21 protein-coding genes and 1 tRNA gene are annotated in these 23,564 nt (G+C 68.3%); 13 read left to right on the top strand and 9 right to left on the bottom strand.

Annotation, left to right across the window (positions count from 1 at the left end):
• Positions 1–15: 15 nt before the first annotated feature.
• Entirely contained in the window at positions 16–1,929 is a 1,914-nt protein-coding gene (locus EAX62_RS05015; protein WP_121900499.1) for a heavy metal translocating P-type ATPase, read from the top strand.
• A 45-nt stretch (positions 1,930–1,974) separates the two neighbouring features.
• Here EAX62_RS05015 and EAX62_RS05010 read toward each other — a convergent pair whose 3' ends face one another.
• From EAX62_RS05010 to EAX62_RS04995, 5 genes are read right to left on the bottom strand one after another with little or no spacing between them, the layout of a single operon-like run.
• Positions 1,975–2,970, bottom strand: a complete 996-nt coding sequence (locus EAX62_RS05010) for a Gfo/Idh/MocA family protein (protein ID WP_121900498.1) — start codon at positions 2,968–2,970, stop codon at positions 1,975–1,977.
• Between the two features lie 53 nt (positions 2,971–3,023).
• On the bottom strand, positions 3,024–4,559 hold the full coding sequence (gene crtI / locus EAX62_RS05005) for a phytoene desaturase family protein (RefSeq protein ID WP_199711119.1): 1,536 nt from the start codon (positions 4,557–4,559) through the stop codon (positions 3,024–3,026).
• The gene (locus tag EAX62_RS16845) at positions 4,556–5,446 is read right to left on the bottom strand and encodes a phytoene/squalene synthase family protein (protein WP_199711118.1); all 891 of its coding nucleotides are present in this window, start codon (positions 5,444–5,446) and stop codon (positions 4,556–4,558) included. The genes crtI and EAX62_RS16845 overlap by 4 nt, the downstream gene beginning before the upstream one ends.
• Positions 5,443–6,519 (bottom strand): polyprenyl synthetase family protein, encoded by a 1,077-nt coding sequence (locus tag EAX62_RS05000; protein WP_158600542.1) that lies wholly within the window; start codon positions 6,517–6,519, stop codon positions 5,443–5,445. Before EAX62_RS05000 ends, EAX62_RS16845 begins: the two co-directional genes overlap by 4 nt.
• A gap of 47 nt (positions 6,520–6,566) precedes the next feature.
• The gene (locus EAX62_RS04995; RefSeq protein WP_121900496.1) at positions 6,567–7,082 is read right to left on the bottom strand and encodes a MarR family winged helix-turn-helix transcriptional regulator; all 516 of its coding nucleotides are present in this window, start codon (positions 7,080–7,082) and stop codon (positions 6,567–6,569) included.
• Between the two features lie 102 nt (positions 7,083–7,184).
• On the opposite strand from EAX62_RS04995, the gene EAX62_RS04990 reads away from it, so the two are divergent.
• The 6 genes from EAX62_RS04990 (at position 7,185) to EAX62_RS04965 (ending at position 15,297) form a co-directional block, all read left to right on the top strand.
• The gene (locus EAX62_RS04990; RefSeq protein WP_147454016.1) at positions 7,185–9,407 is read left to right on the top strand and encodes an ATP-binding protein; all 2,223 of its coding nucleotides are present in this window, start codon (positions 7,185–7,187) and stop codon (positions 9,405–9,407) included.
• Positions 9,404–10,057, top strand: coding sequence for a response regulator transcription factor (locus tag EAX62_RS04985; protein WP_121900494.1), 654 nt, complete (start codon positions 9,404–9,406; stop codon positions 10,055–10,057). Before EAX62_RS04990 ends, EAX62_RS04985 begins: the two co-directional genes overlap by 4 nt.
• Before the next feature lie 294 nt (positions 10,058–10,351).
• The gene (locus tag EAX62_RS04980; protein WP_121900493.1) at positions 10,352–11,626 is read left to right on the top strand and encodes an aspartate kinase; all 1,275 of its coding nucleotides are present in this window, start codon (positions 10,352–10,354) and stop codon (positions 11,624–11,626) included.
• A gap of 277 nt (positions 11,627–11,903) precedes the next feature.
• Positions 11,904–13,322 (top strand): N-acetylglucosamine/diacetylchitobiose ABC transporter substrate-binding protein, encoded by a 1,419-nt coding sequence (gene ngcE, locus EAX62_RS04975; protein WP_121900492.1) that lies wholly within the window; start codon positions 11,904–11,906, stop codon positions 13,320–13,322.
• An 83-nt stretch (positions 13,323–13,405) separates the two neighbouring features.
• Positions 13,406–14,359: a carbohydrate ABC transporter permease gene (locus EAX62_RS04970; RefSeq protein WP_121900491.1), complete on the top strand. Its 954-nt coding sequence runs from the start codon at positions 13,406–13,408 to the stop codon at positions 14,357–14,359.
• The gene (locus EAX62_RS04965) at positions 14,359–15,297 is read left to right on the top strand and encodes a carbohydrate ABC transporter permease (protein ID WP_121900490.1); all 939 of its coding nucleotides are present in this window, start codon (positions 14,359–14,361) and stop codon (positions 15,295–15,297) included. The genes EAX62_RS04970 and EAX62_RS04965 overlap by 1 nt, the downstream gene beginning before the upstream one ends.
• Positions 15,298–15,382: 85 nt before the next feature.
• Here EAX62_RS04965 and EAX62_RS04960 read toward each other — a convergent pair whose 3' ends face one another.
• Complete coding sequence (locus EAX62_RS04960; RefSeq protein WP_233557812.1) at positions 15,383–16,987, bottom strand: helicase HerA-like domain-containing protein; 1,605 nt, start codon at positions 16,985–16,987, stop codon at positions 15,383–15,385.
• Positions 16,988–17,088: 101 nt separating this feature from the next.
• Here EAX62_RS04960 and EAX62_RS04955 point away from each other — a divergent pair, with 101 nt between their 5' ends.
• The 3 genes from EAX62_RS04955 to EAX62_RS04945 are packed head-to-tail and all read left to right on the top strand — an operon-like array spanning position 17,089 to position 19,478.
• Positions 17,089–17,382 (top strand): type II toxin-antitoxin system VapB family antitoxin, encoded by a 294-nt coding sequence (locus EAX62_RS04955; RefSeq protein ID WP_121900489.1) that lies wholly within the window; start codon positions 17,089–17,091, stop codon positions 17,380–17,382.
• A gap of 42 nt (positions 17,383–17,424) precedes the next feature.
• Entirely contained in the window at positions 17,425–17,967 is a 543-nt protein-coding gene (locus EAX62_RS04950) for a LytR C-terminal domain-containing protein (RefSeq protein WP_158600540.1), read from the top strand.
• A gap of 5 nt (positions 17,968–17,972) precedes the next feature.
• A complete protein-coding gene (locus EAX62_RS04945; protein ID WP_121900487.1) occupies positions 17,973–19,478 on the top strand; it encodes an arylsulfatase in 1,506 nt (501 codons plus the stop codon).
• A 55-nt stretch (positions 19,479–19,533) separates the two neighbouring features.
• Here the strand turns inward: EAX62_RS04945 and EAX62_RS04940 are convergent.
• Positions 19,534–19,621 (bottom strand) — tRNA-Ser (locus tag EAX62_RS04940).
• A 93-nt stretch (positions 19,622–19,714) separates the two neighbouring features.
• Between EAX62_RS04940 and EAX62_RS04935 the strand changes: the two genes are divergently transcribed.
• Positions 19,715–20,689 (top strand): aldo/keto reductase, encoded by a 975-nt coding sequence (locus EAX62_RS04935; RefSeq protein ID WP_121900486.1) that lies wholly within the window; start codon positions 19,715–19,717, stop codon positions 20,687–20,689.
• 8 nt (positions 20,690–20,697) lie between these two features.
• Positions 20,698–21,741, top strand: a complete 1,044-nt coding sequence (locus tag EAX62_RS04930; protein ID WP_121900485.1) for an alpha/beta hydrolase — start codon at positions 20,698–20,700, stop codon at positions 21,739–21,741.
• A gap of 4 nt (positions 21,742–21,745) precedes the next feature.
• Here EAX62_RS04930 and tadA read toward each other — a convergent pair whose 3' ends face one another.
• Together tadA and EAX62_RS04920 are read right to left on the bottom strand one after the other, a co-directional pair.
• Complete coding sequence (gene tadA, locus EAX62_RS04925) at positions 21,746–22,180, bottom strand: tRNA adenosine(34) deaminase TadA (protein ID WP_121901026.1); 435 nt, start codon at positions 22,178–22,180, stop codon at positions 21,746–21,748.
• A gap of 25 nt (positions 22,181–22,205) precedes the next feature.
• Positions 22,206–22,784, bottom strand: a complete 579-nt coding sequence (locus EAX62_RS04920) for a tRNA adenosine deaminase-associated protein (RefSeq protein WP_121900484.1) — start codon at positions 22,782–22,784, stop codon at positions 22,206–22,208.
• A gap of 124 nt (positions 22,785–22,908) precedes the next feature.
• Here EAX62_RS04920 and upp point away from each other — a divergent pair, with 124 nt between their 5' ends.
• Entirely contained in the window at positions 22,909–23,535 is a 627-nt protein-coding gene (gene upp / locus EAX62_RS04915; RefSeq protein ID WP_199711182.1) for a uracil phosphoribosyltransferase, read from the top strand.
• Positions 23,536–23,564: the final 29 nt, after the last annotated feature.

The following is a 23,564-nucleotide window of genomic DNA, read 5'->3' as shown; positions in this document are numbered from 1 at the left end:
GGGTAGAACAGGGGCATGGAACGCCTTGTGAAGTCTGCCCGGCGCTACCCCGTCGTGCTCGCCACGCTGGGGGTCGCCGCTCTGGTCATCGTCCTGCTCGCGCTCGGTCAGGGCCAGGCAGCGCAGTGGCTCGCCAGCGCATTCGCCCTGGGTGTCGCCGCGTGGACCACCGTCGGCATGGTGCGCGACGTGCTGCGCGGCCACTGGGGCATCGACATCCTTGCCGTGACGGCCATCGTGTCCACGGTGGCGGTGGGCGAATACCTGGCCAGCCTCGTGATCGTCCTCATGCTCTCGGGCGGCGAGGCGCTGGAGGACTACGCCGCTGGCCGGGCGCGCCGCGAACTGACATCCCTCCTGTCGCGCTCCCCCCAGACCGGCCACCGCTACACCACCAGCACCGCTGAAGTGACCGACGTCCCCGTCAGCGAGATCAGGATCGGGGACACCCTGCTCGTGCGCCCCGCCGAGGTGGTGCCCGTCGACGGCACCCTCACATCTGTGGACGCTGCCCTCGACGAGTCCGCGCTGACCGGCGAGAGCATGCCCGTGCAGGTCACCACCGGGGACCGCCTGCTGAGCGGCTCCGTGAACGGCGGCCGGGCCCTCACGATGCGTGTCACCGCCCGGGTGGAGGACAGCCAGTACCAGCGCATCGTCGCCCTCGTCGAGGAGGCCAGCCAGAGCAGGGCCCCCCTGGTGCGGCTCGCCGACCGGTACGCCGTGCCCTTCACCATCGCCTCGCTCGTGCTGGCGGGACTGGCCTGGTTCTTCTCCGGAGACCCGGTCAGGTTCGCCGAGGTCCTCGTGGTGGCCACTCCGTGTCCCCTGCTCATCGCCGCCCCCGTGGCGTTCATGGGCGGCATGAGCCGCGCCGCACGAGCCGGCATCATCGTCAAGGGTGGTGGCACCCTGGAGAAGCTGTCCCGCGTGAAGACCGTCGTGTTCGACAAGACGGGCACCCTCACCTACGGCCAGCCGTCCCTGGAGGCGGTGCACCCCGAGAACGGGTGGAGCGCCGATGACGTGCTGGCGGCTGCGGCCTCCGCCGAGCAGTACTCCACGCACGTTCTCGCGGACTCCGTGCGACTCGCCGCCGCGCACCGCGGGCTGGACACCTGCGAGGCGAGCACCGCCTCGGAGCACGCCACCAACGGTGTGGTCGCGGAACTGCCCGTGGGCACCGTGGTGGTGGGCAAGCGGAGCTTCGTGGCCCAGTTCGTCGACGACGTACCCACCATCACGGTGACCAGCGGCCACCTGGCCATCTGGGTGGCCATCAACGGGACCTTCGCGGGAACCCTCATGATGAGCGACCGCCTCCGCGACGACGCCCCCGCCACGGTGGCAGCGTTCCGTTCCATGGGCGCCGACGAGGTGATGATGGTCACCGGGGACCTGCAGGCGACCGCCGACAGCATCGCGGCCGCGGCCGGGCTCACCCGCGTGCACGCGGAGGCGATGCCACAGGACAAGGTGGCGGTCCTACGCACGCTGGAGCGGCCCGTCGTGATGATCGGTGACGGCGTCAACGACGCCCCCGCCCTCGCGGCCGCCGACGTGGGTATCGCCATGGGCGCCCGCGGCTCAACGGCCGCCAGCGAAACCGCCGACGTGGTCATCATGGCCGACGCCCTGTCGCGCACCGCCGACGCCATGGCCATCAGCCAGCGCACCATAAAGGTGGCGCTGGAGAGCATCTGGCTGGGCATCGCGCTGAGCGCAGGTCTCATGCTGGTGGCCGCGTTCGGCTTCCTGCCGGCCATCGTCGGCGCCGCCACCCAGGAGGTCGTGGACCTCGCGGCCATCCTCAACGCGCTCCGGGCGCTGTCGGCCGGGCGCGGGGCGCGAAGCCTCATGCCCATCGACGCACAGGGTCGCGGTGTCCGGGCTCCGGCGCTGTCGGACTCCACGGCTGAGGCCAGCTGAAGAACACCTGATCCGTGAACGCCAGCCTCATCACGGGGGTTCAGGTCAGCGGATGTTGAGGTCGGCTTCCCTGTGATGGATGCCGAGCTGGGACAGGCAGTCCTCCATCACCCGCATCACCTCCAGGGTGTCCGACAGGGGCATCGTCATGGACTGGGTGTCGCCGGCCAGCAGACGTTCGCTGACCTCGTTGATCTCGTGGGCGTAGCCGCGGCCCGTCATGTTGGCCTCGATGATGCGCGGCAAGACCCCGGTGCGGTGCACGGACAAGGTGGTGGGGTGGTGGAACCGGGGCTCCACCTCGATCCATCCCTTGGTGCCGTAGATGGACATGCGCGCGGGACCGTGACCGTCGAAGCCGCAGGCCAGGGTGGCCAGCCCACCGCTGGCGTAGCCGATGCTCATGGAGGCGGCGGCGTCGGTGCCGTTGGGCGCAAGCCGCCCGACGCACTCGATTCTCTGAGCCTCCCCGAGGAATGACTGGGCGAAGGAGATGACGTAGACACCGAGGTCGAGGATGGCGCCGCCAGCGGTTTCGTGGGAGAAGAGACGGTGGTTCGGGTCGTACTCCCGGTAGGCGCACAGGTCGCCCTGCACGCCCAGAACCTCCCCGATGCGACCCCAGGCCACCACCTCACGGGCTGCTGCGATCGCCGGCAGGAACCGTGTCCACATGGCCTCCATGCAGAAGACGCCCTTGGCGCGTGCGGCCTCCACCACCTCCACGGCCCCGGCATGGGTGGCGGTGAACGCCTTCTCCACCAGCACTGCCTTGCCGCGCTCGATGGCGGCCAGGGCGATGTCGCGGTGGTGGGGGTGCGGGGTGGCGATGTAGACCACGTCGATGTCGGGATCATCCAGCAACCCCATGTAGCTGCCGTAGGACTTGGGCACGCGGTGCTTGCGCGCCAACGCCTCGGCCTTCCCGAGTTTTCGGGACGCGATGGCCGTCAGCTCGGAGTTGCGGACCAGTTGGAAGTCGCCGGCCATGGTGTCGGCGATCCAGCCTGCCCCGATGATTCCCCAACGAATCGTCTGCATGCAGGCAAGGCTATCGTCGATGGGCCCGCCCGGTCGGGAATGCGTCGGCTCGCCTACCGCGGCTGCAGAGGCGTGGTCATGGGGCCGCCGGAGGTGTCGCCGCGCAGGGACTTGATGACATTCTCGGCGCTGATGAGGCACATGGGCAGGCCCACGCCGGGCGCGGTGTAGCCGCCCGCGTAGTACAGGCCCTCCACCGTGCGGGACTTCACCCGTCCGCGGAAGAACGCGCTCTGCCGCAGCGTGTGCGCCGGGCCGAGCGCCGTGCCCTGCCAGGCGTGGTGGATGTCGACGAACTCGTAGGGGCCGACGCGGTGGTCCACCACGATGTGCTCCGCCAGGTCCGGGATGCCGGCCCAGTCCGCGATCTGCGCGATGACCGAATCGCCGAAGGCTTTCATCCGGCCGGAGTCGGCCGGGCCCAGGGTGGGGTCGGCGGGGATGGGAACCAGCACGAACAGGTTCTCGGACCCCTCCGGCGCCACGTCGGGGTCAGTGACCGACGGCGCGCACACGTAGGCGGAGGCGGGGACGGGGAGCTGGGGGTGATCGCCGAAGATGTCGCCGAAGTTGGTGTCCCAGTCGCGGGTGAACAGCAGGTTGTGGTGCAGCAGACCGGGCAGGCGACGATCAACCCCCAGCATCATGAGCAGCGCACCCATGCCCGGGTCGCGTTTGTCCCACTTCCTGGCGGGCATGGACGAGTCAGCGGCATCGAGGAGACGGGTCTCCAGGTGGTGCTGATCACATGCACCCACGACGATGTCGGCGGGCAGCGTTCGGCCGTCGGCCAGCTCCACGCCGGTGGCGCGGCCTCCGGTGGTCGCCACCCTGGTCACCTCCGTACCGGTGAGGATCTCCACGCCCGCGGCACGTGCGAGGCGTTCGATGGCGTCGATGACGGTGTGCATTCCGCCCATGGGGTAGGCGACGCCGTCGAGGAGGTCGAGCCGGCTCATGATGTGGTACAGGCTGGGGGCACGGTCCGGTGCGGTGGCCAGGAACACGGCGGGGTACCCGAGGATCTGGCGCAGGCGGTGGTCCGTGAAGGAGCGCGCCACGTGGTCGGCCAGGGACCGTGTGAGCAACGGCACCAGCGTGCGGACCTGCTTGATGAGGACGGGGTCCAGGAAGGCCCGCGGGTCGGAGAACGTGGTGTAGAGGAACCGCTGCGTGGCGGTGTCGTAGAAGTCGCGGGCGCCATCGAGGTATTTCTCGAGTGCCGGACCGGAGCCGGGCTCCAGTGACTCGAACAGCGCGGTGGCCTCCGCCAGGCCCGGGCGCACGTCCACGGGCTCGTCGTCGCCCTGGAAGAACACGCGGTAGCCGGGGTCCAGGGGTGTCAGGTCCAGCTCCGCGGCGGCGGTGGTGCCGCACAGCTCGAAGAAATGCTCGAACGCCTCGGGCATCAGGTACCAGGACGGGCCGGTGTCGAACGTGAAGCCGGAGTCGCGGAGGATGCCGGCGCGCCCCCCCAGCTCGTCGTGGCGCTCCACGACGGTGGTGGCGTACCCGTCCCTGGCCAGGAGGGCTGCCGTCGCCAGGCCGGCGATGCCCCCGCCGATCACCACTGCTGACTGTGCCGTCATGAGCGCCTCCCCCATCTGTGTCGGGCCATTGCTCGCGCAGCGATGGCCACCTTGGTCGTGTCGGGCACCCGGATGCGGCTGGAGCGCACCACGTCGGCACCGGTGTTGCGGATGCGGCGGTTCAGTGCCGCGAACAGGTCGTGGGCCACCTGCACGGCCGGGCGCACACCCCTGGGCAGCAGCGGGATGGCCTCGGCGGCGGCCGCCAGGTCGTCATCGATGTCGCGCACGAGTCGTTGCTTGGTGGGCTCATCCAGGCGGGCCGGGTCCACACCCGGGAAGTAGGCGCGCTCCAGGGCGTCGGCGTCGGCATCGAGGTCGCGCAAAAAGTTGACCTTCTGGAACGCGGCACCCAGCCGGCGCGCGCCCGTCACCAACTGCTCGCGATGCGCCACCGGCAGGCCGGCATCGCCGAAGAAGGCGTGCAGGCACATGAGACCCACCACCTCGGCGGAGCCGTACACATACTCGGTGAAGGATGCATCGTCGTGGACGCTGCGGGTCAGGTCAGTGCGCATGGACGTGAAGAACGGGGTGACGACGTCGCCGGGGATGCCGGTGCGGCGCGCCACGTCCGCGAAGGCGTGCACCACCATGTTCTCGCTGAAGCCCTCCTCGGTGGCGCGCGCCACGTCGGCCTCCAGGGCATCGAGGCGGGCCCCGGCCCGATCCAGGTCGAGACCTGCACCCTCGGCGGCGCCGTCGACCACTTCGTCGGCCACCCGCACGAGGGCGTAGACGCTGGAGATGTCGCGTCGAACAGTGGGTGGAAGCAGCCGGGTGGCCATGGCGAAGGAGGTCGAGTAGCCACGGATCACGCCGGCCGCGCAGGCGTGGGCGCAGCGCGTGTACCGCTCGGCGCTCGCCAGCGCTGAGGCAGTTGTCACCGTGCCCGTCCCAGCATGGAGTCCAGCAGCTGCACCAGCTCGGCGCGCAGCGACGACGGCACCCCGGCCCTCTCCAGGGAGATGAAGGCATTCTCCAGGAGGTCATCGGCCTTGCCCATGGCCAGTTCTCTGGCACCCGATGCGAGCAGCTCATGCCTCAGCTGGGCCACGCCGTGGACGTTCAGGGGGCCTGAGCGCAGCGCATCGATCCGTGGCCAGTTCGGCGTGGTGCGGGCGGCGGCGATGACAGCGGTCTCCCGGTGGTTCTCGAGGTCGGACGCGATCTCGCGTCCCAGCACCGTGTCGTGCGCGAACGCGCCCAGGACGTCGTCGACCACCTGGTACGCCTCCCCCATGTCGCGGGCGGCGGCACGCAGCGCCTCCACATGGGTGGCGGGGGCACCCGCCAACAGAGCGCCCACCAGCAACGGTGTCTCGAATGAGTACACCGACGTCTTCAGGTGTGCGGCCGCGCGGATGTCCCCCTCGCTGGGTTGTGTCCCGGGCCAGGACTGCACCACGTCCAGGTACTCCCCGACGGCGGAGGCGACGAGCGCCTCGTCCACGAGGTCACACACCCGCTCGCGCACGGCCTCCGGGGCCTGCTGCGCCAGCCGGAAGACGGTCGCCAGGGCGAGGTCACCGGCGATCAGCGCGATCCCCTTGGCGTCGGTGCGGCCCGCGGCGTGGTCCACACGCTGACCGGAGCGTTGTGCATGCAGCGCGGCGAATTCTCCCGCCACGTTGGGGCGGCCGCGACGGGTGAGGTCATCGTCGATGACGTCGTCGTGCACCACCAGACAGGTGTGCAGCAGTTCCAGCGCCACGGAGACGCGGGAGGCGTCAGGGCCGAGGACACCCCCGTAGGCCTCCACGACTGCGCCCAGCAGGCGCGGGCGGATGAGTTTTCCCCCGAGGGCGGCACGGGAGAGCGCCTCCCCCATGGCGGCGGCGTCGGGGTGCATGCGGCGGATGCGCCCCGTCAGGTGCGTCAGGACGTCGGAAAGTTCCCTCTCCACACCCAGTAGCCACCCTCGCAGCAGTGCAGGGCTGGTGTCGGCAAGCGTCCCCATGCCGCCATTGAACACCATGGACCTTTCGACTGTCGAAGCACCCCCGCTCAGGCGGAGGGCACAACATCCCTGAGATCGGCCGCATCAGGCACCGACGAGTTCTCCAGCTGCTCCCGCGCCTGGCGGGCGGCGTCGGTCAGTTCGTGGATGGTGGCGACGAACCGCTCCAACTCGTCGGCGGGGTACTTCTGCAGGCGCTCCATGATGGAGTCGGAGAGCACGACGAACATGTCACGCCCAATGCGGCGCGCCCTGTCAGTGGCGAGCAGCGCAACAGTGCGGCCATCCGTGGTCATCCGCTCGCGACGGATGAGCCCGTGGACCACGAGCCGGTCCACCAACGCCGTGGTGGCGGCGGGCGACAGGACCAGCCGTCGCCGCAATGCCCCCGGCGTCATGATCTCCCCATGGTCCGCCGCCTCGACCACTGCACTCAGGGCGTGCACGTCGTTGTGGCCCAGGCCAGCGAGCCGGCGGGTCACCTCCATGTAGCGCTCCGCCTCGACGGTGAACGATTGCAGGGCGTGCAGCGGTCCGCCGCGTGTTTCCCTGCGAGTATCCATTGCCCCATCCTAGGGCGAACCGCCAAAGGAGCCGCGTGGCTGACCACGGGCATTGACGCGGTACCCCTCCCACGCGCCGGTTCGGCATGCTATCAATCTCCCATGGGAAGACCCAGCCCGACGGCCCGAGTGGGCGCCTCACAGCAGGCCAGTCCGGCGGCCATGGGCCGCCAACTGGTGGGCTACGGCGTGGCCCTCCTGTCGGTGCTGGGCATCGTGGTGGCCGGTGGCGACGTCATGAATCCCCTCTACCCCCCGCTCATGCGGCTCGGGGTCGGCCTGTGCCTCGCGGCGCAGGCCCTCATTGTGGTGGAGTGCCTCCGCCCGTCACGGCTGGCGTGGGTGATCACGGCTGCCGCCACCCTCGGAATCGTCTTCATCACCGTCGGTCTCCTGATGGCCCCCCCGTTCCCGGGCCTGGAGTGGCGGACCAACATCTGGCTGGGCCCCGTCTTCCAGTTCCTGATCCTCCTGCATCCGCGGCCGCGCAGGTGGCCATGGCTGGCCGCCCTGTCGCTGGGGTGCTGGGCGACGGTGACGGTGGTGCACCACCTCGACTGGCGCATCCAGGTGCTGGACCTGGTCTTCACCATCACCCCGATCCTGACATTCGCCATCGGCCTGGCCTGCCTCACGAACCTGCTGCTGGAACTGCGCCTCAGCCAGATGCGCCGGATCCATGGCGAACAGGAGACCCGCCGGGCGGAGATGCTGGAGGCTGAGCGCCGGGCACGCATACGCCTCGCCCACGACTCCCTCCTGCACACGCTGCAGCACATCTTCAGGGACTGGGCCCGCCCCACCCCCGCCGAGGCGAGAGAACTGGCCGCGGGCGCTGTGGCGGACCTGCGCGCAAGCTCCCAGAGCCTCGACAGGCACGGCTGGGTGTCGCTGCGTGCCGAGCTGCAGCCAGCCCTGACCCAGGAGGGGTGCGTCGTCGAATTCTCCGGCCGGGATGTCCAGGTGCCGGCGCACGTCGGGGAGGCCGTCGTGGGTGCTGCCCGGGAAGCCATCCGCAACGTGGTCAAGCATGCCCGCGGGCATGCCATGGTCACGGTCGCCAGGTTCGGCTCCGGCTGCCGTGTCACAGTCGCCGACGACGGCCCCGGCTTCGACCCGCATGCACCCCCAGGGGGACGCCTCGGCGTCACGGAGGGCATCCTGCGCCGTATGGAGGAGGCAGGGGGCCACGCCGAGATCACGTCGGGCCAGTTCGGCAGCACCGTCAAGCTGGAGTGGATGACGGAGCCGTTCGGCCGGCCGGAACCGTTCGGCCCCATGGCCCGCACCATGATCAGCTGGCTGCCACTGCCCGTACTCGCCGCCAGCCTCATCCATGTCCTGGTGTTCGATGTGGGGCCGAGCGCGCTCGGCGTGACCCTCATCTGGCTGCTGACCGCCGCCGTCTCAGCCCTCGGGATGCGCCAGCTGCGCAGAGCGGGCCTCAAGTCCTGGCAGCCGGTGGCCCTGACGGTGCTGGCCATCGTCCTGGTGGCCGCCAACTACGCATGGATACCCCGTGAGGGCACCAACGGCTACGACGTGTGGACGCCGTCGCTGGCGGGGGCCCTCATGGTCCTGGCGCTCCCCGGCCGGCGCCTCCGGGAGGCTGTGGCGCTCGCGGCCACCGTCATCGTGTCCACCGTGGCGTCGTGCGTCATCTTCCTGGGGTGGCAGACCGTGGTGGGCTCCCAGCTCGGCTCCATCATGGCCGTCGTCATGTACGTCCTGGCGCCCCTTGCGCTGGCTACGGGTGCCTCGATCCTGGCCACCCACGCCGCACGCACCGAGGAATTGCACGCCGCCCAGCGCCTGAGCACCGATCTCGCAGCTGAACGGGATGCCACGCGCCTTGAATGGGTGAACAGCATGCGCAGACTCGCTGAGCCCTTCCTCCTGGACGTGGCAAGCGGCGCGGTGGTCTCCACGGACGAGACGGCTGTGAAGCGGGCCCGGCTACTGGAGGCGCGGATGCGTGACGAACTGGCGATGTGGCCCAACGGCTCCGGTATCACCGACCGGGCACACGCACTCCGGGAGCACGGCTGGGACTGCACGCTCGACGTCCGGGGTGTCGGGCCCGCGGAGCGACGCAACCTCCTCACCGTCATGTCCCAGTTGCCGGAGCCCATGCCGGGCCAGCGTGTGCACCTCACCCACCGACAGGGCCGCGCAGTGGCAACCGTCACCGACCCGTCCTTCAGCATGGAACAGTGGCACCAACTCGCCGACGACGTCGACGCCGTGAACGACGAGGACTTCACCCAATTGCGCACACCCGCTGCATCCGTCGCGTCCCTTGTGGAAGGAAGCACCCAGACATGACCGCCCCCCGCCCCATCAGCGTGGCCGTCCTGGACGACCAGGAGTTCATCTGCCGTGCGCTCTCCGCCATCGCGGACATGTCGCAGGGCCGGATCACGATCTCCCGCACCACCTCGGAGCGGTCGGAGTTCTTCTCCCATGTCCGGGCGGAGGCGCCGGACGTGTGCATCGTCGACCTCATGATGGACGGCCGGATCTCGGGCCACGAGGTGATCGGCGAGCTCGCTGCGGCGTCGGTGCGATGCCTGGCCTTCACGGCCGACCACCGGCGGCTGCCCATCCGGTTGGCGATGCAGGCGGGGGCGCGCGGGTTGGTCCTGAAGTCCGATCCCGCGGAAACGCTCATCAACGCCATCGTGGCCGTCCATGAGGAGGGGTGGGCCCCCTCCAGCGCCGCCGCCGGCGCCCTCCTGGACTACAGCACCAGCGTGCCGTCGCTGTCCCCCCACGAACTGAAGTGCCTGCGCCTCGCGGCAGAGGGGATCCCCGTCAAGGCCATCGGACGTCAGTTCGAGCCGCCCATCTCGCTCAGTTCCGTCAAGACCTACCTGGCTCGGGCCTACGAGAAGTACTCCGATGTGGGCCGCCCCGTGCACAACACCACCGAGGCCGTGGTCAGTACCGTCCATGACGGCTGGTTCGACCTGTAACCCTCCGCGTCGCCACGTCGGCCAAACGGCTGACGAGACAGGGGTTTGCGCGGCAGGTGAGAATAGGAGTGGATTCGCGGCGGGAAGCTCGGTGACGAGATTCTTCCCGACTCGCGGACATCCACCTCAGGCACGGATCGAGGTGTACCGGTTGGGGGACCGGCGCACCTCGATTCGTCCGTCGTGGCCCCGATGACGCCGCGCTGACATTGCGACCACGGACGCATCCCTCGTGAACCCGATGCCATCCACGCACTAGGCTGACCCTCTGAAACCCAAGGGTGAGGAGAGTCGATGGGACGCATCGTCCAGAAGTACGGCGGATCGTCGGTGGCCGACGCCGAGTCCATCAAACGTGTGGCGCGCCGGATCGCGCGATCCCGGGCCGACGGCAACGACGTGATCATCGTCATCTCAGCCATGGGTGACACCACCGACGAACTCATGGACCTGGCGCTGCAGGTCTCCCCGCAGCCCAAATCCCGCGAGCTCGACATGCTGCTCACCACCGGCGAACGACAGAGCGCCGCCCTGCTGGCCATGGCCCTCTCGGACCTCGGCGTGGACGCCGTCTCCTACACGGGATCCCAGGCCGGCGTCATCACGACACCCACACACGGCAACGCCCGCATCATCGACATCACTCCCGGCCGCGTCGAGGCGGCGCTGCAGCAGGGCAACGTGGCCATCGTCGCCGGATTTCAGGGCGTCTCACAGACCACCAAGGACGTCACCACGCTGGGACGCGGCGCATCCGACACCACCGCGGTGGCGCTGGCTGCCGCATTGGGCGCGGACTACTGCGAGATCTACACCGACGTCGACGGCGTCTACACGGCAGACCCCCGCATCGTGCCCAGCGCCCGACGCATCACACAGGTGGGCTACGAGGACATGATGGAGCTCGCCGCCTGCGGCGCGAAGATTCTTCATCTCCGGTGCGTGGAGTACGCGCGTCGCGAGAACGTGGCGGTCCACGTTCGCTCATCGTTCACCGACAAGCCGGGCACCTGGGTCAGGGCCCACGAGGACATCTCGAAGGACTCCACCATGGAAGAAGCCATCATCACCGGTGTCACCCACGACAGGGGGGAGGCCAAGATCACCATCGTCGGCGTCCCCGACCAGGTGGGTGAGGCTGCCGCCATCTTCACGGCCGTGGCAGAAAAGGACATCAATATCGACATGATCGTGCAGAACGTGTCGCGCCTCTCCGACGTCAGCACCGACATCTCCTTCACCCTGCCCATGAGCGACGGCGCCAAGGCCATCCGGGCGCTGGAGGAGATCAAGGACCGTGTGGGGTTCCGCGAGGTGCTCTACGACGACCAGGTGGGCAAGGTGTCCGCCGTGGGGGTGGGCATGCGCTCCCACCCGGGCGTCACCGCCACATTCTTCGCCGCCCTGGCGAAGGAGGGGGTCAACCTGCAGATGATCTCCACGTCCGAGATTCGCATCTCCGTGGTCGTGGGGGTCGACGACGTGGACCGCGCCGTCAGGGCCGCGCACACCGCCTTCGGGCTCGACGCCACCCAGGAAGCTGTGGTCTACGCCGGCACCGGCCGCTGACACTGCGACTTCCGCGCACTCCCCGCCCAAACGCTCAGGCGTTTCGGCGGGGAGCGCGTCGTTTCGTGCACTGACCGATCGCTTCCCGCGCGGAGGAAATGACCACTCAGACTGCGCGGCTGGTAACGATTGGGTCTACATTGACGCCCAGCATTGTGGTCACGGGTGCGAATGACCATATATTGACGGTCATCCCCGTGGACTGTGGCGTCCATATAGGGTCCTGATCGACACCTGCTGGCGAGGCCAGTGAGGCAATGAAAACAAAGGAGATTTCATGACCTACTCCCTGCACCGCAGAGGGTTCCTGAAGGGTGCGCTGGCAGCTGGCGCACTCATCCCCCTGGCAGCATGCGCCGGTGGCGGCGACGACCCGAAGGCGACACCGGCAGGTAGCGAACCCGCTGGCGGCGAAACCACCACGCAGGCTGACCCGAACAACCCGTTCGGCCTGAAGGTCCCCTCCGACGTGGACGCGGCCATCTTCAACGGCGGCTACGGCATCGCCTACGCAGAGTTCGCCGGCGCCATGGTGGAGAAGCAGCACGACGGCGTCAAGGTCAAGGTCTCCAAGATTCAGGATGCAACCACCGAGCTGCAGCCCCGCTTCGCCGGTGGCGACCCGCCGGACGTCATCGACAACGCCGGCAAGGGCAAGATCGGTCTCGCTGCCATCCTCGACCAGCTCGAGGACCTCAACGACGTCATCGACTCCAACAACTACGAGGGCGATCCCATCCGCGACACCCTGTACGCAGGCGTCCTGGAGCCCGGCACCATCGACGACAAGCTCGCCGTCATCAACTACGTGCTGACCGTCTTCGGTCTGTGGTACTCCGCCTCCCTGTTCGAGGAGAACGGCTGGGAGCCGCCCAAGACGTGGGACGACGCCATCGCTCTCGGCGCCAAGGCCAAGGAAAAGGGCAAGTACCTCTTCCTGTGGGGCAACGAGGCGTCCGACTACTACATGGAGCTGGCCATCACCTCGGCCATCAAGGAGGGTGGCGACGAAGTGCGCCTGGCCCTGGACAACCTGGAAGAGGGTTGCTGGAGCAAGCCCGCACTCCAGGCCGTGTTCGGCAAGATGGAGGAGATCGTCAAGGCTGGCTACGTCAAGCCCGGCGGCGGCGGCACCCAGTTCACCGCAGCCCAGGCCGCATGGTCCCAGGCCCAGGAGGCCCTGCTGTACCCCTCCGGCGCCTGGATCGAGAACGAGATGAAGAGCCAGACGAAGGAGGACTTCAAGATGACGGGCACCCCGGTGCCCACCGTCACAGCCTCCCCGTCGAAGCCGTTCGAGGCCATCCACTCCGCGGCGGACGAGCCCTACATTGTCCCCAGCCAGGGCAAGAACGTGGCCGGCGGCAAGGAGTTCATGCGCGCCATGCTGTCGAAGGAGGCGGCCACGAACTTCGCCAAGGAGATCCTGTCCCCCACCATCGTCAAGGACACCGTGCCGGAGGACGGCTTCGGCTCCACGGCCCTGGTCTCGCAGATCGGCATGCTGGGCGCTGCGGGCGACAACGTGTTCACCTGGAAGTTCAACGCCTTCTACGGCATGGGCAACGACACGGTCGTGCTCTGGAACTCCTTCCTCGACGGGAAGCTCTCCACGGCCGAGCTGACCAGCAAGCTGCAGGAAGTCACCGACGCCATCCGCAATGACGACGCCATCGAGAAGTTCAAGGCTTCCTGACCTTCGACTTCCAGTCGAGAAGTGGGCGGCGGGGGTGATTCCCTCGCCGCCCCACCCCTCCGCCCACGACCCCAGGAGGCCCGATGCAGCGACGCAAGCGGCACCTATCGTTCGACAAGATCAGCTTCATGGTGGTCTTCCTCGGACTCCCACTGCTCATCTACTTAGTCCTCGTCATCTACCCGTTCCTGCAGGCGGTCCACCTGTCGCTGACGAACTGGCGGGGTTTCGGCCCCATCTCCGAGGCCGACTACGTCTGGCTCGACAACTACGTCTACCTGTTCACCAGCAGCAAGTTCATGCTGGCGCTGGGCCACAACGCCATGCTGGCCGTGTTCCTCCCCCTCATCACGATCATCCTGGCGCTGACACTGGCGATCGTCATCACGGTGGGTGGCCACAGCCACGGCACCATCCGTGGCATCAGGGGCGCAAGCTTCTACCGGATCGTGTCGTTCTTCCCCTACGTCATCCCCGGCATCATCATCGGCCTCATGTGGCGTCTGCTGCTGGACCCGGGCATGGGTCTCGTCAACGGTCTGCTCACCACCATTGGCCTGGACCAGTTCAAGGACTTCGCCTGGCTCGGCAAGGAGGAGACCGCCATGCCCGTGTCGATGCTCGTCATCGTCTGGGGTTTCGTGGGCTTCTACATGCTGCTGTTCATCGCGGCCATCAAGTCGATCCCCTCGGAGATCTACGAGGCGGTTCGCATCGACGGCGCCGGACGCTGGACGACGGCGGTGCGGGTCACCATCCCGCTCATCCGTGACAACATCCAGACCGCCTACATCTACATGGGCATCATCGCGCTCGACGCCTTCATCTACATGGTGGCGTTGAACCCCACAGGTGGCCCCAACTACTCCACCCTGGTGATGAGCCAGGAGTTGTTCAACACCGCCTTCGGCGGCCAGAACATGTGGGGCCGTGGATCGGCCATGGGTGTGGTGCTCGCCCTCGTGACGCTGGCCTTCTCAGGCCTGGTGTTCCTCGTCAACCGCCTGACCGGTGGAAAGGATGCGGTGAGTTACTGATGAGCACGAACACACTCTCCGAGAACAACCGCAAGGTCACGGTGAGCAGGAGCGACAAGACGTTCGCCGGCGTGTCCCACGTCCTGCTGGTCATCTGGTCGCTGCTGGTGGTGGGCCCGCTGCTGTGGACCCTCATGACGTCGTTCAAGACCACCCGTGAGATCACTGCATCCTCCACGGCATTGCCCAGTGCGCTGCTGACCGACCCGGAGACGGGCTCGTTCAGCCTGTCCTACCTGTTCACCAACTACATCAGCGCGTGGACCTCCGACAACTTCGGACGGTACTTCTTCAACACCTTCATCGTCGTCACCTCAGCGATGCTGCTGGTGATGCTGCTGGGGGCTATGTGCGCCTACGTGTTGGCCCGCTACCAGTTCAAGGGCAGCCAGCTCATCTACTACCTGATGCTGGCCGGCCTGACGTTCCCCATCTTCCTGGCGATCGTTCCGCTGTACCAGGTGCTGAAGTCGCTGCCATTGCCGTGGGCCCCCAACGGGGTGTTCCTCGGCACGTTCGAGGGCCTGATCCTCACCTACGTGGCGTTCGCGCTGCCGTTCACGGTGTTCTTCCTCTACGCGTTCTTCCGGACGCTGCCGAACGAGATCGCCGAGGCCGCCCAGGTGGACGGTGCAGGTCACTGGACGACGTTCTTCCGCATCATGTTGCCGATGGCCAAGCCCGGTCTGGCGTCCATCGGCATCTTCAACTTCCTTGGTCTGTGGAACCAGCTGCTGCTGCCGCTGGCGCTCAACACCAAGGAGGAGCAGTACGTGCTGGCCCAGGGCGTGTTCAACTTCGCCAACAAGGCCAAGTACGAGGTGAACTTCGGCTCGCTGTTCGCCGCAGTCATCATCACCATCGTGCCCGTGCTGATCGTCTACATGATCTTCCAGCGCCAACTGCAGGGCTCGGTGTCGCAGGGCACCATGAAGTAGCAGTCAGAACATGACACCGAGGGGCCGCGCCGAAGGGCGCGGCCCCTCGTTCGTCGTGTGGGACCACCAGGCTCGGTGGTGCGCGTCAGCGGCGGCGCCCCGCCCCGAAGAGGCCGCGGACGATTTCACGGGCTGCGGTGCGGGCGAACTGCTTGAACGCCGTCGACCCCGTCACCGACTCCACGAGTGACGGCTCGCGCCGCGTGCTCTGCCGGGGGGCGGGCCGGCTCTGCGTGGTCGGGGTGCTCCGGCTGCGGGCCTGCTCGTCGGCGCGTCGACGCTGATCCTCCTGAGTGCGGCGCTGCTCCTCCTCCGCGCTCCGGGCCCCCTCCTCCAGCTTGCGGGTCAGCATCTCGCGTGCCGAGTCCCTGTCGATGGCCTGCCCGTAGCGGGGCATGAGCGGCGACTGCGCCACGGCCTGCTGCAGCACAGCCGGGTCGGTGGGTGACATCGAGGACTCCGGCGCCCAGATCCTGGTCCACGCCACCGGGGTGGGGGCGCCGTCGGGGTCCATCACCGTGACGATGGCCTCGCCCGTGCCCAACGTCACCAGTACCTCCCCCAGGTCGTACCCGGAGGTGGGGTACGTGGACACGGTGGCCTTCAACGCCTTCGCGTCGTTCGGGGTGTGCGCACGCAACTGGTGCTGGACCCGGCTGCCGAGCTGGGCGAGCACGTCGGAGGGAACGTCCTTCGGGGTCTGTGTGACGAAGAAGACACCGATCCCCTTGGAGCGGATGAGGCGCACCGTCTGCGTGATGGAATCGAGGAAGGACTTCGACGCGTTGTTGAACAGCAGGTGTGCCTCGTCGAAGAAGAACACCAGCTTGGGCACCTCGACATCGCCCACCTCCGGCATCGACTGGAACAGGTCCGCCAGCAGCCACATGAGGAAGGTCGAGAACAGCTCAGGCTGTGAGGACAGGTCCGGCAGTTCCAGCAGCGACACCACACCGCGACCGTCGGCGGCCCGTCGCAACAGGTCCTGCGGCTCGAACTCGGGTTCCCCGAAGAACACGTCACCCCCCTGGGACAGCAAGGTGACGAGGTTGCGCAGGATGACGCCGACGGTGGAGCTGGAGACGCCCCCGATTCCCTTCAGCTCCGCCTTGCCCGCATCGGAGGTGAGGTACTTCAGCAGCTCGATGAGGTCGCTGAGGTCCAGCAGCGGCAGGCCTGCCTTGTCGGCGTAGTAGAACACCAGCCCCAGCGAGGATTCCTGCACCTCGTTGAGGCCCAGCACCTTTCCGAGGAGGATGGGACCGAACGAGGACACCGTGGCCCGCAGGGGGATCCCCACACCCCTGCCCCCGAGGGCGTAGAACTCGCACGGGAATGGGGCGGCCGACCACGGCTGGCCCTGCGCATCCACGCGGGCCTGCAGCTTTTCGCCGGGCTGGCCGGGGCTGGCCATCCCGGACAGGTCGCCCTTGATGTCGGCGGCGAACACAGGGACCCCCGCCTTGCTGAGGGCCTCTGCCATCACCTGCAGCGTCTTGGTCTTGCCCGTGCCGGTGGCGCCCGCGACCAGGCCATGCCGGTTGAACATCGACACCGGAATCCGGATGGGCACATCCGTGGCAGGGCCGTCGTCGGTCATCAGGACACCCAGTTGCACACCGGGCTCGGGGAAGGCGTACCCCTGCGCGATGGCGGTGGCGTCATCGGATCCGCGAACTGTGTCACTCACGGCCCCAGCCTGCCACAGGAGCGCGCACCACCACCGGCCAATTGGACCATGTCCTTGTCACCTCCCCCACACCGCGGCATCTCCCCGTTAGACTGACGCCCGTGATCTTCAAGCGCGTGGGCGACGGACGCCCCTACCCGGACCATGGTTATGTCCAGAAGCAGTGGGCTGCCATCGCGCCCCACCAGGTCCGGCTGGACGAGCTCGTCACCACCAAGCGCACCCTGGACCTCGATGCACTCCTCGAGGAGGACTCCACGTTCTACGGGGACCTCTTCGCCCACGTCGTGTACTGGCGTGGCGAGCTGTACCTCGAGGACGGGCTGCACCGTGCGCTCCGCGCGGCACTGCAGCAGCGACAGACCCTGCACGCGCGCGTGCTGGAACTGAAGTGAGTGCCCCCTTGACGTCCCCGAACAGAGCTGAGTGAGCTTTCCGTGCGCATTTTTCGACTTGTCGCCACGCCCCTGCTGCTGCTGACCCTGGTGGGGCTGCTCATCTGGGGAGCCTTCTGGGGCTGGCGCAACCTCACAGCCCCGCTGCCCACGCCTGAACCGACCCCGTGCGTGACGGTCAGCACCGAACTGGTGAACGTCACGCAGGTCTCGGTGCGGGTGTACAACGCCGGCTTCACCAGCGGTCTGGCGAGCCGGGTCGGAGCAAAGCTCGAGGAGGTGGGCTTCAACGTGATCCGCATCGAGAACACCGAGGAGCGCGTCACCCGTGGCGTCATCGTCCGCACCAACGAGGCCAACAAAGCCGGCATCCGCCTGGTTTCGTCCTACTTCGCCGCACCCGTGGTGGAGTACGACGACCGCGTCGACGGCACCATTGACATCCTGCTGGCCTCCGACTGGGGCGACTACGGGGACGCACCACTGTTCCAGGTGTCCTCCGGTGAGGGCGGGACCACGTGCGTCCCGCCGGAGGCAAGCCCGTCCGCCGAGCCCACCGAGTCGGAGACTCCGAAGAAGCCCTGATCGCCATGGAGCCGACGCCCCGGAACAGGCCGCACATCCTGCTGATCTGCGTGGACCAGATGCGCGGCGACGCCCTCTCACTGCTGGGACATCCCGTGGTACGGACCCCCTACCTGGACCAGCTGGGTCGGCGCGGCACCGTGTTCACCAACGCCTACTCCGCCACCCCCACGTGCGTCCCTGCACGGGTGGCGTTGTTCACGGGCCAGTCGCCGGAGGCGCACGGCCGCTACGGCTACCGGGAGGGTGTGCCGTTCACTGCCGCCCACGGCACCACCGTGGCGACGGTACTGGGTGAGCACGGCTATCAGACCCAGGCCATCGGCAAGATGCACGTCTTCCCAGAACGCTCCCGCGCAGGGTTCGACAACGTCGTGCTGCACGACGGATTCCTGCACTTCGGCCGCCGCCACGGCAACCGCAACCTGGAGGCCAACGACGACTACCTGGCGTGGCTCCACCGACAACCCGGCCATGCCCAGTCCGACCACGTCGACCACGGCGCGGGCTGCAACAGCCAGGTGGCGCGGCCCTGGGACAAGGCGGAGGCACTGCACCCCACCACCTGGACCGTGACACAAGCCATTGACTTCCTGCGCCGCCGCGACACCACGGCGCCGTTCTTCCTGTACTTGTCGTTCCATCGCCCCCACGCCCCCTACGACCCGCCCCAGTGGCTGCTGGAGCAGTACCTCGCCGCAGAGCACCCCGACCAGGTGATGGGCGACTGGGTGGCCGACGTCGCGGAGCACCTCACCGACGGCGAGGTGGAGGGCGAGTTCACCCGCCAGCCCGACGACGTGCGCCGCCGCGTGCGGGCCGGCTACTGGGGTCTGATCTCGCAGATCGATTTCCAGGTCAACCGTCTCATGGAGGCGCTGAGCGACCACGGACTGCTCGAGGACACCGCCGTGGTGTTCACCTCCGACCACGGCGACATGATGGGCGACCACCACATGTGGCGCAAGACCGTCGGCTACGAGGGAAGCGCCAAGGTTCCCCTCATCGTGACGCTGCCACCCTCGGACGATGCCCACCCACGCGGTGCCCTCCGGGCGGAGGTGGCGGAACTCCGCGACGTGATGCCGACCCTCCTGGGGATCGCCGGCGTCACCGTCCCCCACACGGTCGACGGACGCAGCCTCCTGCCGTTGGCGCGCGGCGACGACGCACCGTGGCGCACCCACATCCACGGCGAGCACACCCTGCACCGGTTCGGCATGTGGCAGGCCAACCACTGGGTGACCGACGGGCACCACAAGCTCATGTGGTTCTCCGGCGACGGCAGGCAGCAGTTCTTCGACCTCGACGCGGACCCGCACGAGGAGCACGACCTCATCGACGACCCGTCCCGGAGCCGCGACGTCGCCCTGTGGCGTGGCCGCCTCGTGGAGGCTCTCACGGGCCGGGAGGAGGGCTTCGTGGCCGACGGCGACCTGGTGGCGGGTCGCCCCGTCACGACGGAGTCCTCGCGCGTCCAGCAGGTCATCGACGAATGGTGCGCCGGGTAGAGAAGCCACAACGCCAACGAACCCCCGGATCTCTCCGGGGGTTCGCAACCTTCTGTGGCGGTGACGGAGAGATTTGAACTCTCGGTGGCTTGCACCACTCTCGCTTTCGAGGCGAGCTCTTTCGGCCGCTCAGACACGTCACCGCCGGTGAGTTTACAACCATCACGCGGCCACCCGCCAATCGAGGTGGCTAGCATCGTCTACGAAGAAGTGTCGTCGATCGAAGAGGGATCCCCATGAAACACCGCCAACTCGGCAACTCCGGCCTCACCGTCTCCGTGGTAGGCCTCGGCTGCAACAACCTGGGGCGGGCCGGCACCCCGACGCAGACCCAGGAGGGCACCGACGCCGTGGTCCATGCGGCGATCGACGCGGGGATCACCCTGTTTGACGTCGCCGACGTCTACGGCAGCGATCCCGGCCTGTCCGAGACCATGCTGGGGCGCGCCCTGGCGGGGCGTCGCGACGAGGTGGTGCTGGCCACCAAGTTCGGCATGGACATGGCGGGCGCGTACGGCAACGACTTCGGGGCGCGCGGGTCGCGCCGCTACATCACCCGCGCGGTCGAGGCGTCCCTGCGCCGTCTCGGCACCGACCACATCGACCTGTACCAGTTCCACACCCCCGACCCGAACACCCCCATCGAGGAGACCCTCGACGCCCTCGACGATCTCGTGAGGGCCGGCAAGGTCGGCTACATCGGGCACTCGAACCTGGCTGGCTGGCAGATCGCGGAGGCTGAGTTCACGGCCCGCATCCGCGGCGGCGCCCGGTTCATCTCCAGCCAGAACCACTACAACCTCCTCGATCGCCGAGCGGAGTTGGAGGTGCTGCCCGCCGCACAGGCCTATGGGTTGGGCGTCCTGCCGTACTTCCCCCTGGCCAACGGGCTGCTGACCGGCAAGTACTCCTCCGGTCACGCACCGGAGGGGAGCCGGCTGACGCACTCCCGCACAAGCATGCTGGAGAACGCTGACTACGACCAGTTGACGGCGTTCGGCGCCTTCGCCCGCGACCGTGGACTGGAGCCCATCGAGGTCGCGTTCTCCTGGCTCGCGTCCCGCCCGGCCGTGGCCAGCGTCATCGCCGGCGCAACGAAGCCGGAGCAGGTGGTGCAGAACGCCGCCGCCGTGAAGTGGGTCCCCACCCGCGAGGACGACGCGGCGCTGGACGAGATCTTCCCGCGCGAGCCGAAGGTCGCCCTCTTCTAGGCCACCCCATGGGACAGGTGTTCAGCGGACTCGTCTGGGCGGTGTTCGTCTGCGTCGCGATCCGGCCACCGTTTCGCGTCGGGCGAGCCGGCTTCGTGTGCTTCGTGCTGAGCATGGTCGTCAACGAGGCGCCGCTTGTCTTCCTGGTGCCATTGGCGGTTTCCGTGGTGGTCCCGGCCCTGGGGAGCCCCCCGGACGCCGGCGCGTGGCCGGCCCTGCCACTGTTCGCGTTCGTCGTGCTGGGCCTGGTGTGGCTGCAGGTCCGGGCGGGCACCGCCGCTCCCGCCCTCGGTGTGACGTCGACGCCCTGGCTGCGGGGCATCCTGCTGCCGTTCCAGCGACACGCGCGCGGCGTCACGCGCCTGCGGAACCTGTCCTACGGGAGCCGGGGCCGCGCGAACCTGCTCGACGTCTATCGGGGACCGGATGGCACCACCCGCAGGCCGATCCTCGTGCACCTGCACGGCGGCGGCTTCGTCCAGGGCGCCAAGAGCCGGGAGGGTGTCGCCCTGCTGAACCGGCTCGCCTCCCACGGCTGGATGTGCGTCAGCGCCAACTACCGCCTCCGTGCCGACGGCGCCCACCCGCATCCCCTCGCCGACACCACCCGCGTCATCGCGTGGGTTCGTGACCATGCCACCGAACTGGGCGCGGACCCCGACGTCGTCGTCCTCGTGGGGTCCTCCGCCGGTGCTCACCTCGCCGCCTCGGCGGGGCTGGGCAAGGAGAATCGCATTGCTGCCGTGGTGTCGCTCTACGGCTACCTGGGTCCGCGGACGAGCGACCCGTCGAGCTCCCCCGCCGCACTCGTGCACACCGACGCCCCCGCATTCATGGTGATCGAGGCAGGCAATGACACGGCACTGCCGCGCAGCGTCGCCCCATCCTTCGTGGCGGCCCTGCGGGAGGTCTCCGCCGCACCCGTGGTCCACGACGTGCTGCCGGGTGCCCAGCACAACTTCGACTGGTGCGCATCGGTGCGCGCACGGGTCGTCGCGGACGCCGTCGAAGTGTTCCTGGACCGGGTCCGCGCAGGGCGCCGTCCGGACTGAGATGTCAGAGGCGCCGTTCCGCAAAGAAGGCGTCCAGCAGTGCGGCGCACTCCTGCTCCATCACACCGCCCGTGACACGGGGCCGGTGGTTGAGGCGGGGGTCGCGGACCACGTCGAACAGGGAGGAGACGGCACCGGCCCTGGCGTCGAAGGCACCGAACACCAGGTGCTCGATGCGGCTGGCGACGATGGCGCCCGCGCACATGGTGCAGGGTTCCAGCGTCACCACGAGCGTGCACCCGGTGAGACGCCACTCCCCCAGCCGCTCTGCGGCGCGGCGGAGTGCGACCACCTCGGCGTGCGCCGTCGGGTCGCCCATCAGTTCGCGCTCGTTGCCGCCCTCGGCCACCAGGTTGCCGGCTGCGTCGAGGACCACGGCCCCGATGGGCACGTCACCGTGTGCCCCAGCAGCGCGACCCTGTTCGAGGGCGCGCTGCATCGCCGGGACGAAGCGGCTGGCCACCTCAGTCGTCGAAGGATTCGACGGCGCGCTCGAACTCCGGCGCCATCTTCAGCTTCGAGACGATCTGCAGGACCAACTCGTCGGAGTCCGCGTCGTAGTCCGTGGCGATCTGTTCCAGCTCGAAGGCGCGCAGCCCGTTGGCGGCGAACATCTCGAGGTCCCCCACGGGTACGGAGTCGTCATCCTCGTCCGGGATGTCCTCGTTGAGGTAGTCCATGACGTCGCGGGCCAGGGGCCAGTCGTTCGCTGCGCCGTTGTCGCTCAGCAGCACCTCGACGGTGCGTCCTCGGACACGGCACGCCACGAAGAACTCGCCGGCCACGGAGACGAAACCGGTGGCGCCGGAGTCCCCGGGCAGACGGCCCAGCTGGCGGACAAGTTCATCGAAGTCGTTGGCCAGGTCGAAGTCCATGGGGACGGCCAGCGGGCGGCCATCCTCCCGGTAGACGGCCACCACGAAGTCGACATCGTCCTCGGTGGCGTCGTCGAGGTCCAGGTCGTCGTCCTCATCCCCACCATCGTCCGAATCCCCGTCGTCCTTGAGGTCGAATGGTTCGGCGTCCTCGTCGAATGCGTCCACGGCAGACCCCTTCCTGATTGATGGCCGGGTCCATCCTCCCAGACAATTGATCCGAGCACAGCCCCGGGTCGGCAACTACGGGCGTCGAGGATGTGCAAAGCTGGGCGTCGTGGAACTTTGCGTGATCAAGCACCCGTTGGTGGACCACAAGCTCACCCTGCTCAGGGAGGCAAGTACCGAGCAGCCGACGTTTCGTCGGCTCGTCGAGGAACTCGTCACCCTGCTTGCCTACGAGGCGACGCGTGGCGTCCGGGTGCGGCAGGTGGACATCACCACCCCCGTCGCCCGGACCACCGGTACGCGCCTGGCCCAGCCGGCCCCGCTGGTGGTACCGATCCTGCGCGCAGGTCTCGGCATGCTGGATGGCATGCTGCGGCTGATGCCCGCCGCCGAGGTGGGATTCCTCGGCATGATCCGCGACGAGGAGACGCTGATGCCCGTCACCTACGCGGAGCGCCTCCCCCAGGACCTGTCCGGACGGCAGTGCTACGTGCTGGACCCCATGCTCGCCACGGGCGGGTCGCTGGGCGAGGCGGTGAAGTTCCTCGTGGGTCGCGGCGCCGATGACATCACGGCCATCTGCCTGCTCGCAGCCCCCGAGGGCATCGAGAACATCCAGAACCTGCTGGCTCACCTGGACGTGCCCTGCACGCTCGTGGTGGCCGCCGTCGACGAGCGCCTCGACGAACAGGGCTACATCGTGCCGGGGCTGGGCGATGCGGGCGATCGTCTCTACGGTCTCGCGGACTGACGACCCACCATCACGGGGTCGCCTCCTAG

This window comes from Tessaracoccus antarcticus (assembly GCF_003688855.1).
GTDB lineage: Bacteria > Actinomycetota > Actinomycetes > Propionibacteriales > Propionibacteriaceae > Arachnia > Arachnia antarctica.
The sequence above is the reverse complement of the archived record's forward strand: the minus strand, read 5'-3'. Positions and strand labels throughout refer to the sequence as shown.

What these genes read in the sequence shown, in the direction of transcription:
- EAX62_RS04995 (WP_121900496.1), bottom strand. Translation starts at nt 7,082, where the DNA reads ATGGATACTCGCAGGGAAACACGCGGCGGACCGCTGCACGCCCTGCAA.
- EAX62_RS05015 (WP_121900499.1), top strand. Translation starts at nt 16, where the DNA reads ATGGAACGCCTTGTGAAGTCTGCCCGGCGCTACCCCGTCGTGCTCGCC.
- EAX62_RS04980 (WP_121900493.1), top strand. Translation starts at nt 10,352, where the DNA reads ATGGGACGCATCGTCCAGAAGTACGGCGGATCGTCGGTGGCCGACGCC.
- EAX62_RS04965 (WP_121900490.1), top strand. Translation starts at nt 14,359, where the DNA reads ATGAGCACGAACACACTCTCCGAGAACAACCGCAAGGTCACGGTGAGC.
- EAX62_RS04970 (WP_121900491.1), top strand. Translation starts at nt 13,406, where the DNA reads ATGCAGCGACGCAAGCGGCACCTATCGTTCGACAAGATCAGCTTCATG.
- EAX62_RS04985 (WP_121900494.1), top strand. Translation starts at nt 9,404, where the DNA reads ATGACCGCCCCCCGCCCCATCAGCGTGGCCGTCCTGGACGACCAGGAG.
- EAX62_RS04945 (WP_121900487.1), top strand. Translation starts at nt 17,973, where the DNA reads ATGGAGCCGACGCCCCGGAACAGGCCGCACATCCTGCTGATCTGCGTG.
- EAX62_RS04990 (WP_147454016.1), top strand. Translation starts at nt 7,185, where the DNA reads ATGGGAAGACCCAGCCCGACGGCCCGAGTGGGCGCCTCACAGCAGGCC.
- EAX62_RS05000 (WP_158600542.1), bottom strand. Translation starts at nt 6,519, where the DNA reads ATGGGGACGCTTGCCGACACCAGCCCTGCACTGCTGCGAGGGTGGCTA.
- ngcE (WP_121900492.1), top strand. Translation starts at nt 11,904, where the DNA reads ATGACCTACTCCCTGCACCGCAGAGGGTTCCTGAAGGGTGCGCTGGCA.
- EAX62_RS05010 (WP_121900498.1), bottom strand. Translation starts at nt 2,970, where the DNA reads ATGCAGACGATTCGTTGGGGAATCATCGGGGCAGGCTGGATCGCCGAC.
- crtI (WP_199711119.1), bottom strand. Translation starts at nt 4,559, where the DNA reads ATGACGGCACAGTCAGCAGTGGTGATCGGCGGGGGCATCGCCGGCCTG.
- EAX62_RS04930 (WP_121900485.1), top strand. Translation starts at nt 20,698, where the DNA reads ATGGGACAGGTGTTCAGCGGACTCGTCTGGGCGGTGTTCGTCTGCGTC.
- tadA (WP_121901026.1), bottom strand. Translation starts at nt 22,180, where the DNA reads ATGCAGCGCGCCCTCGAACAGGGTCGCGCTGCTGGGGCACACGGTGAC.
- EAX62_RS04935 (WP_121900486.1), top strand. Translation starts at nt 19,715, where the DNA reads ATGAAACACCGCCAACTCGGCAACTCCGGCCTCACCGTCTCCGTGGTA.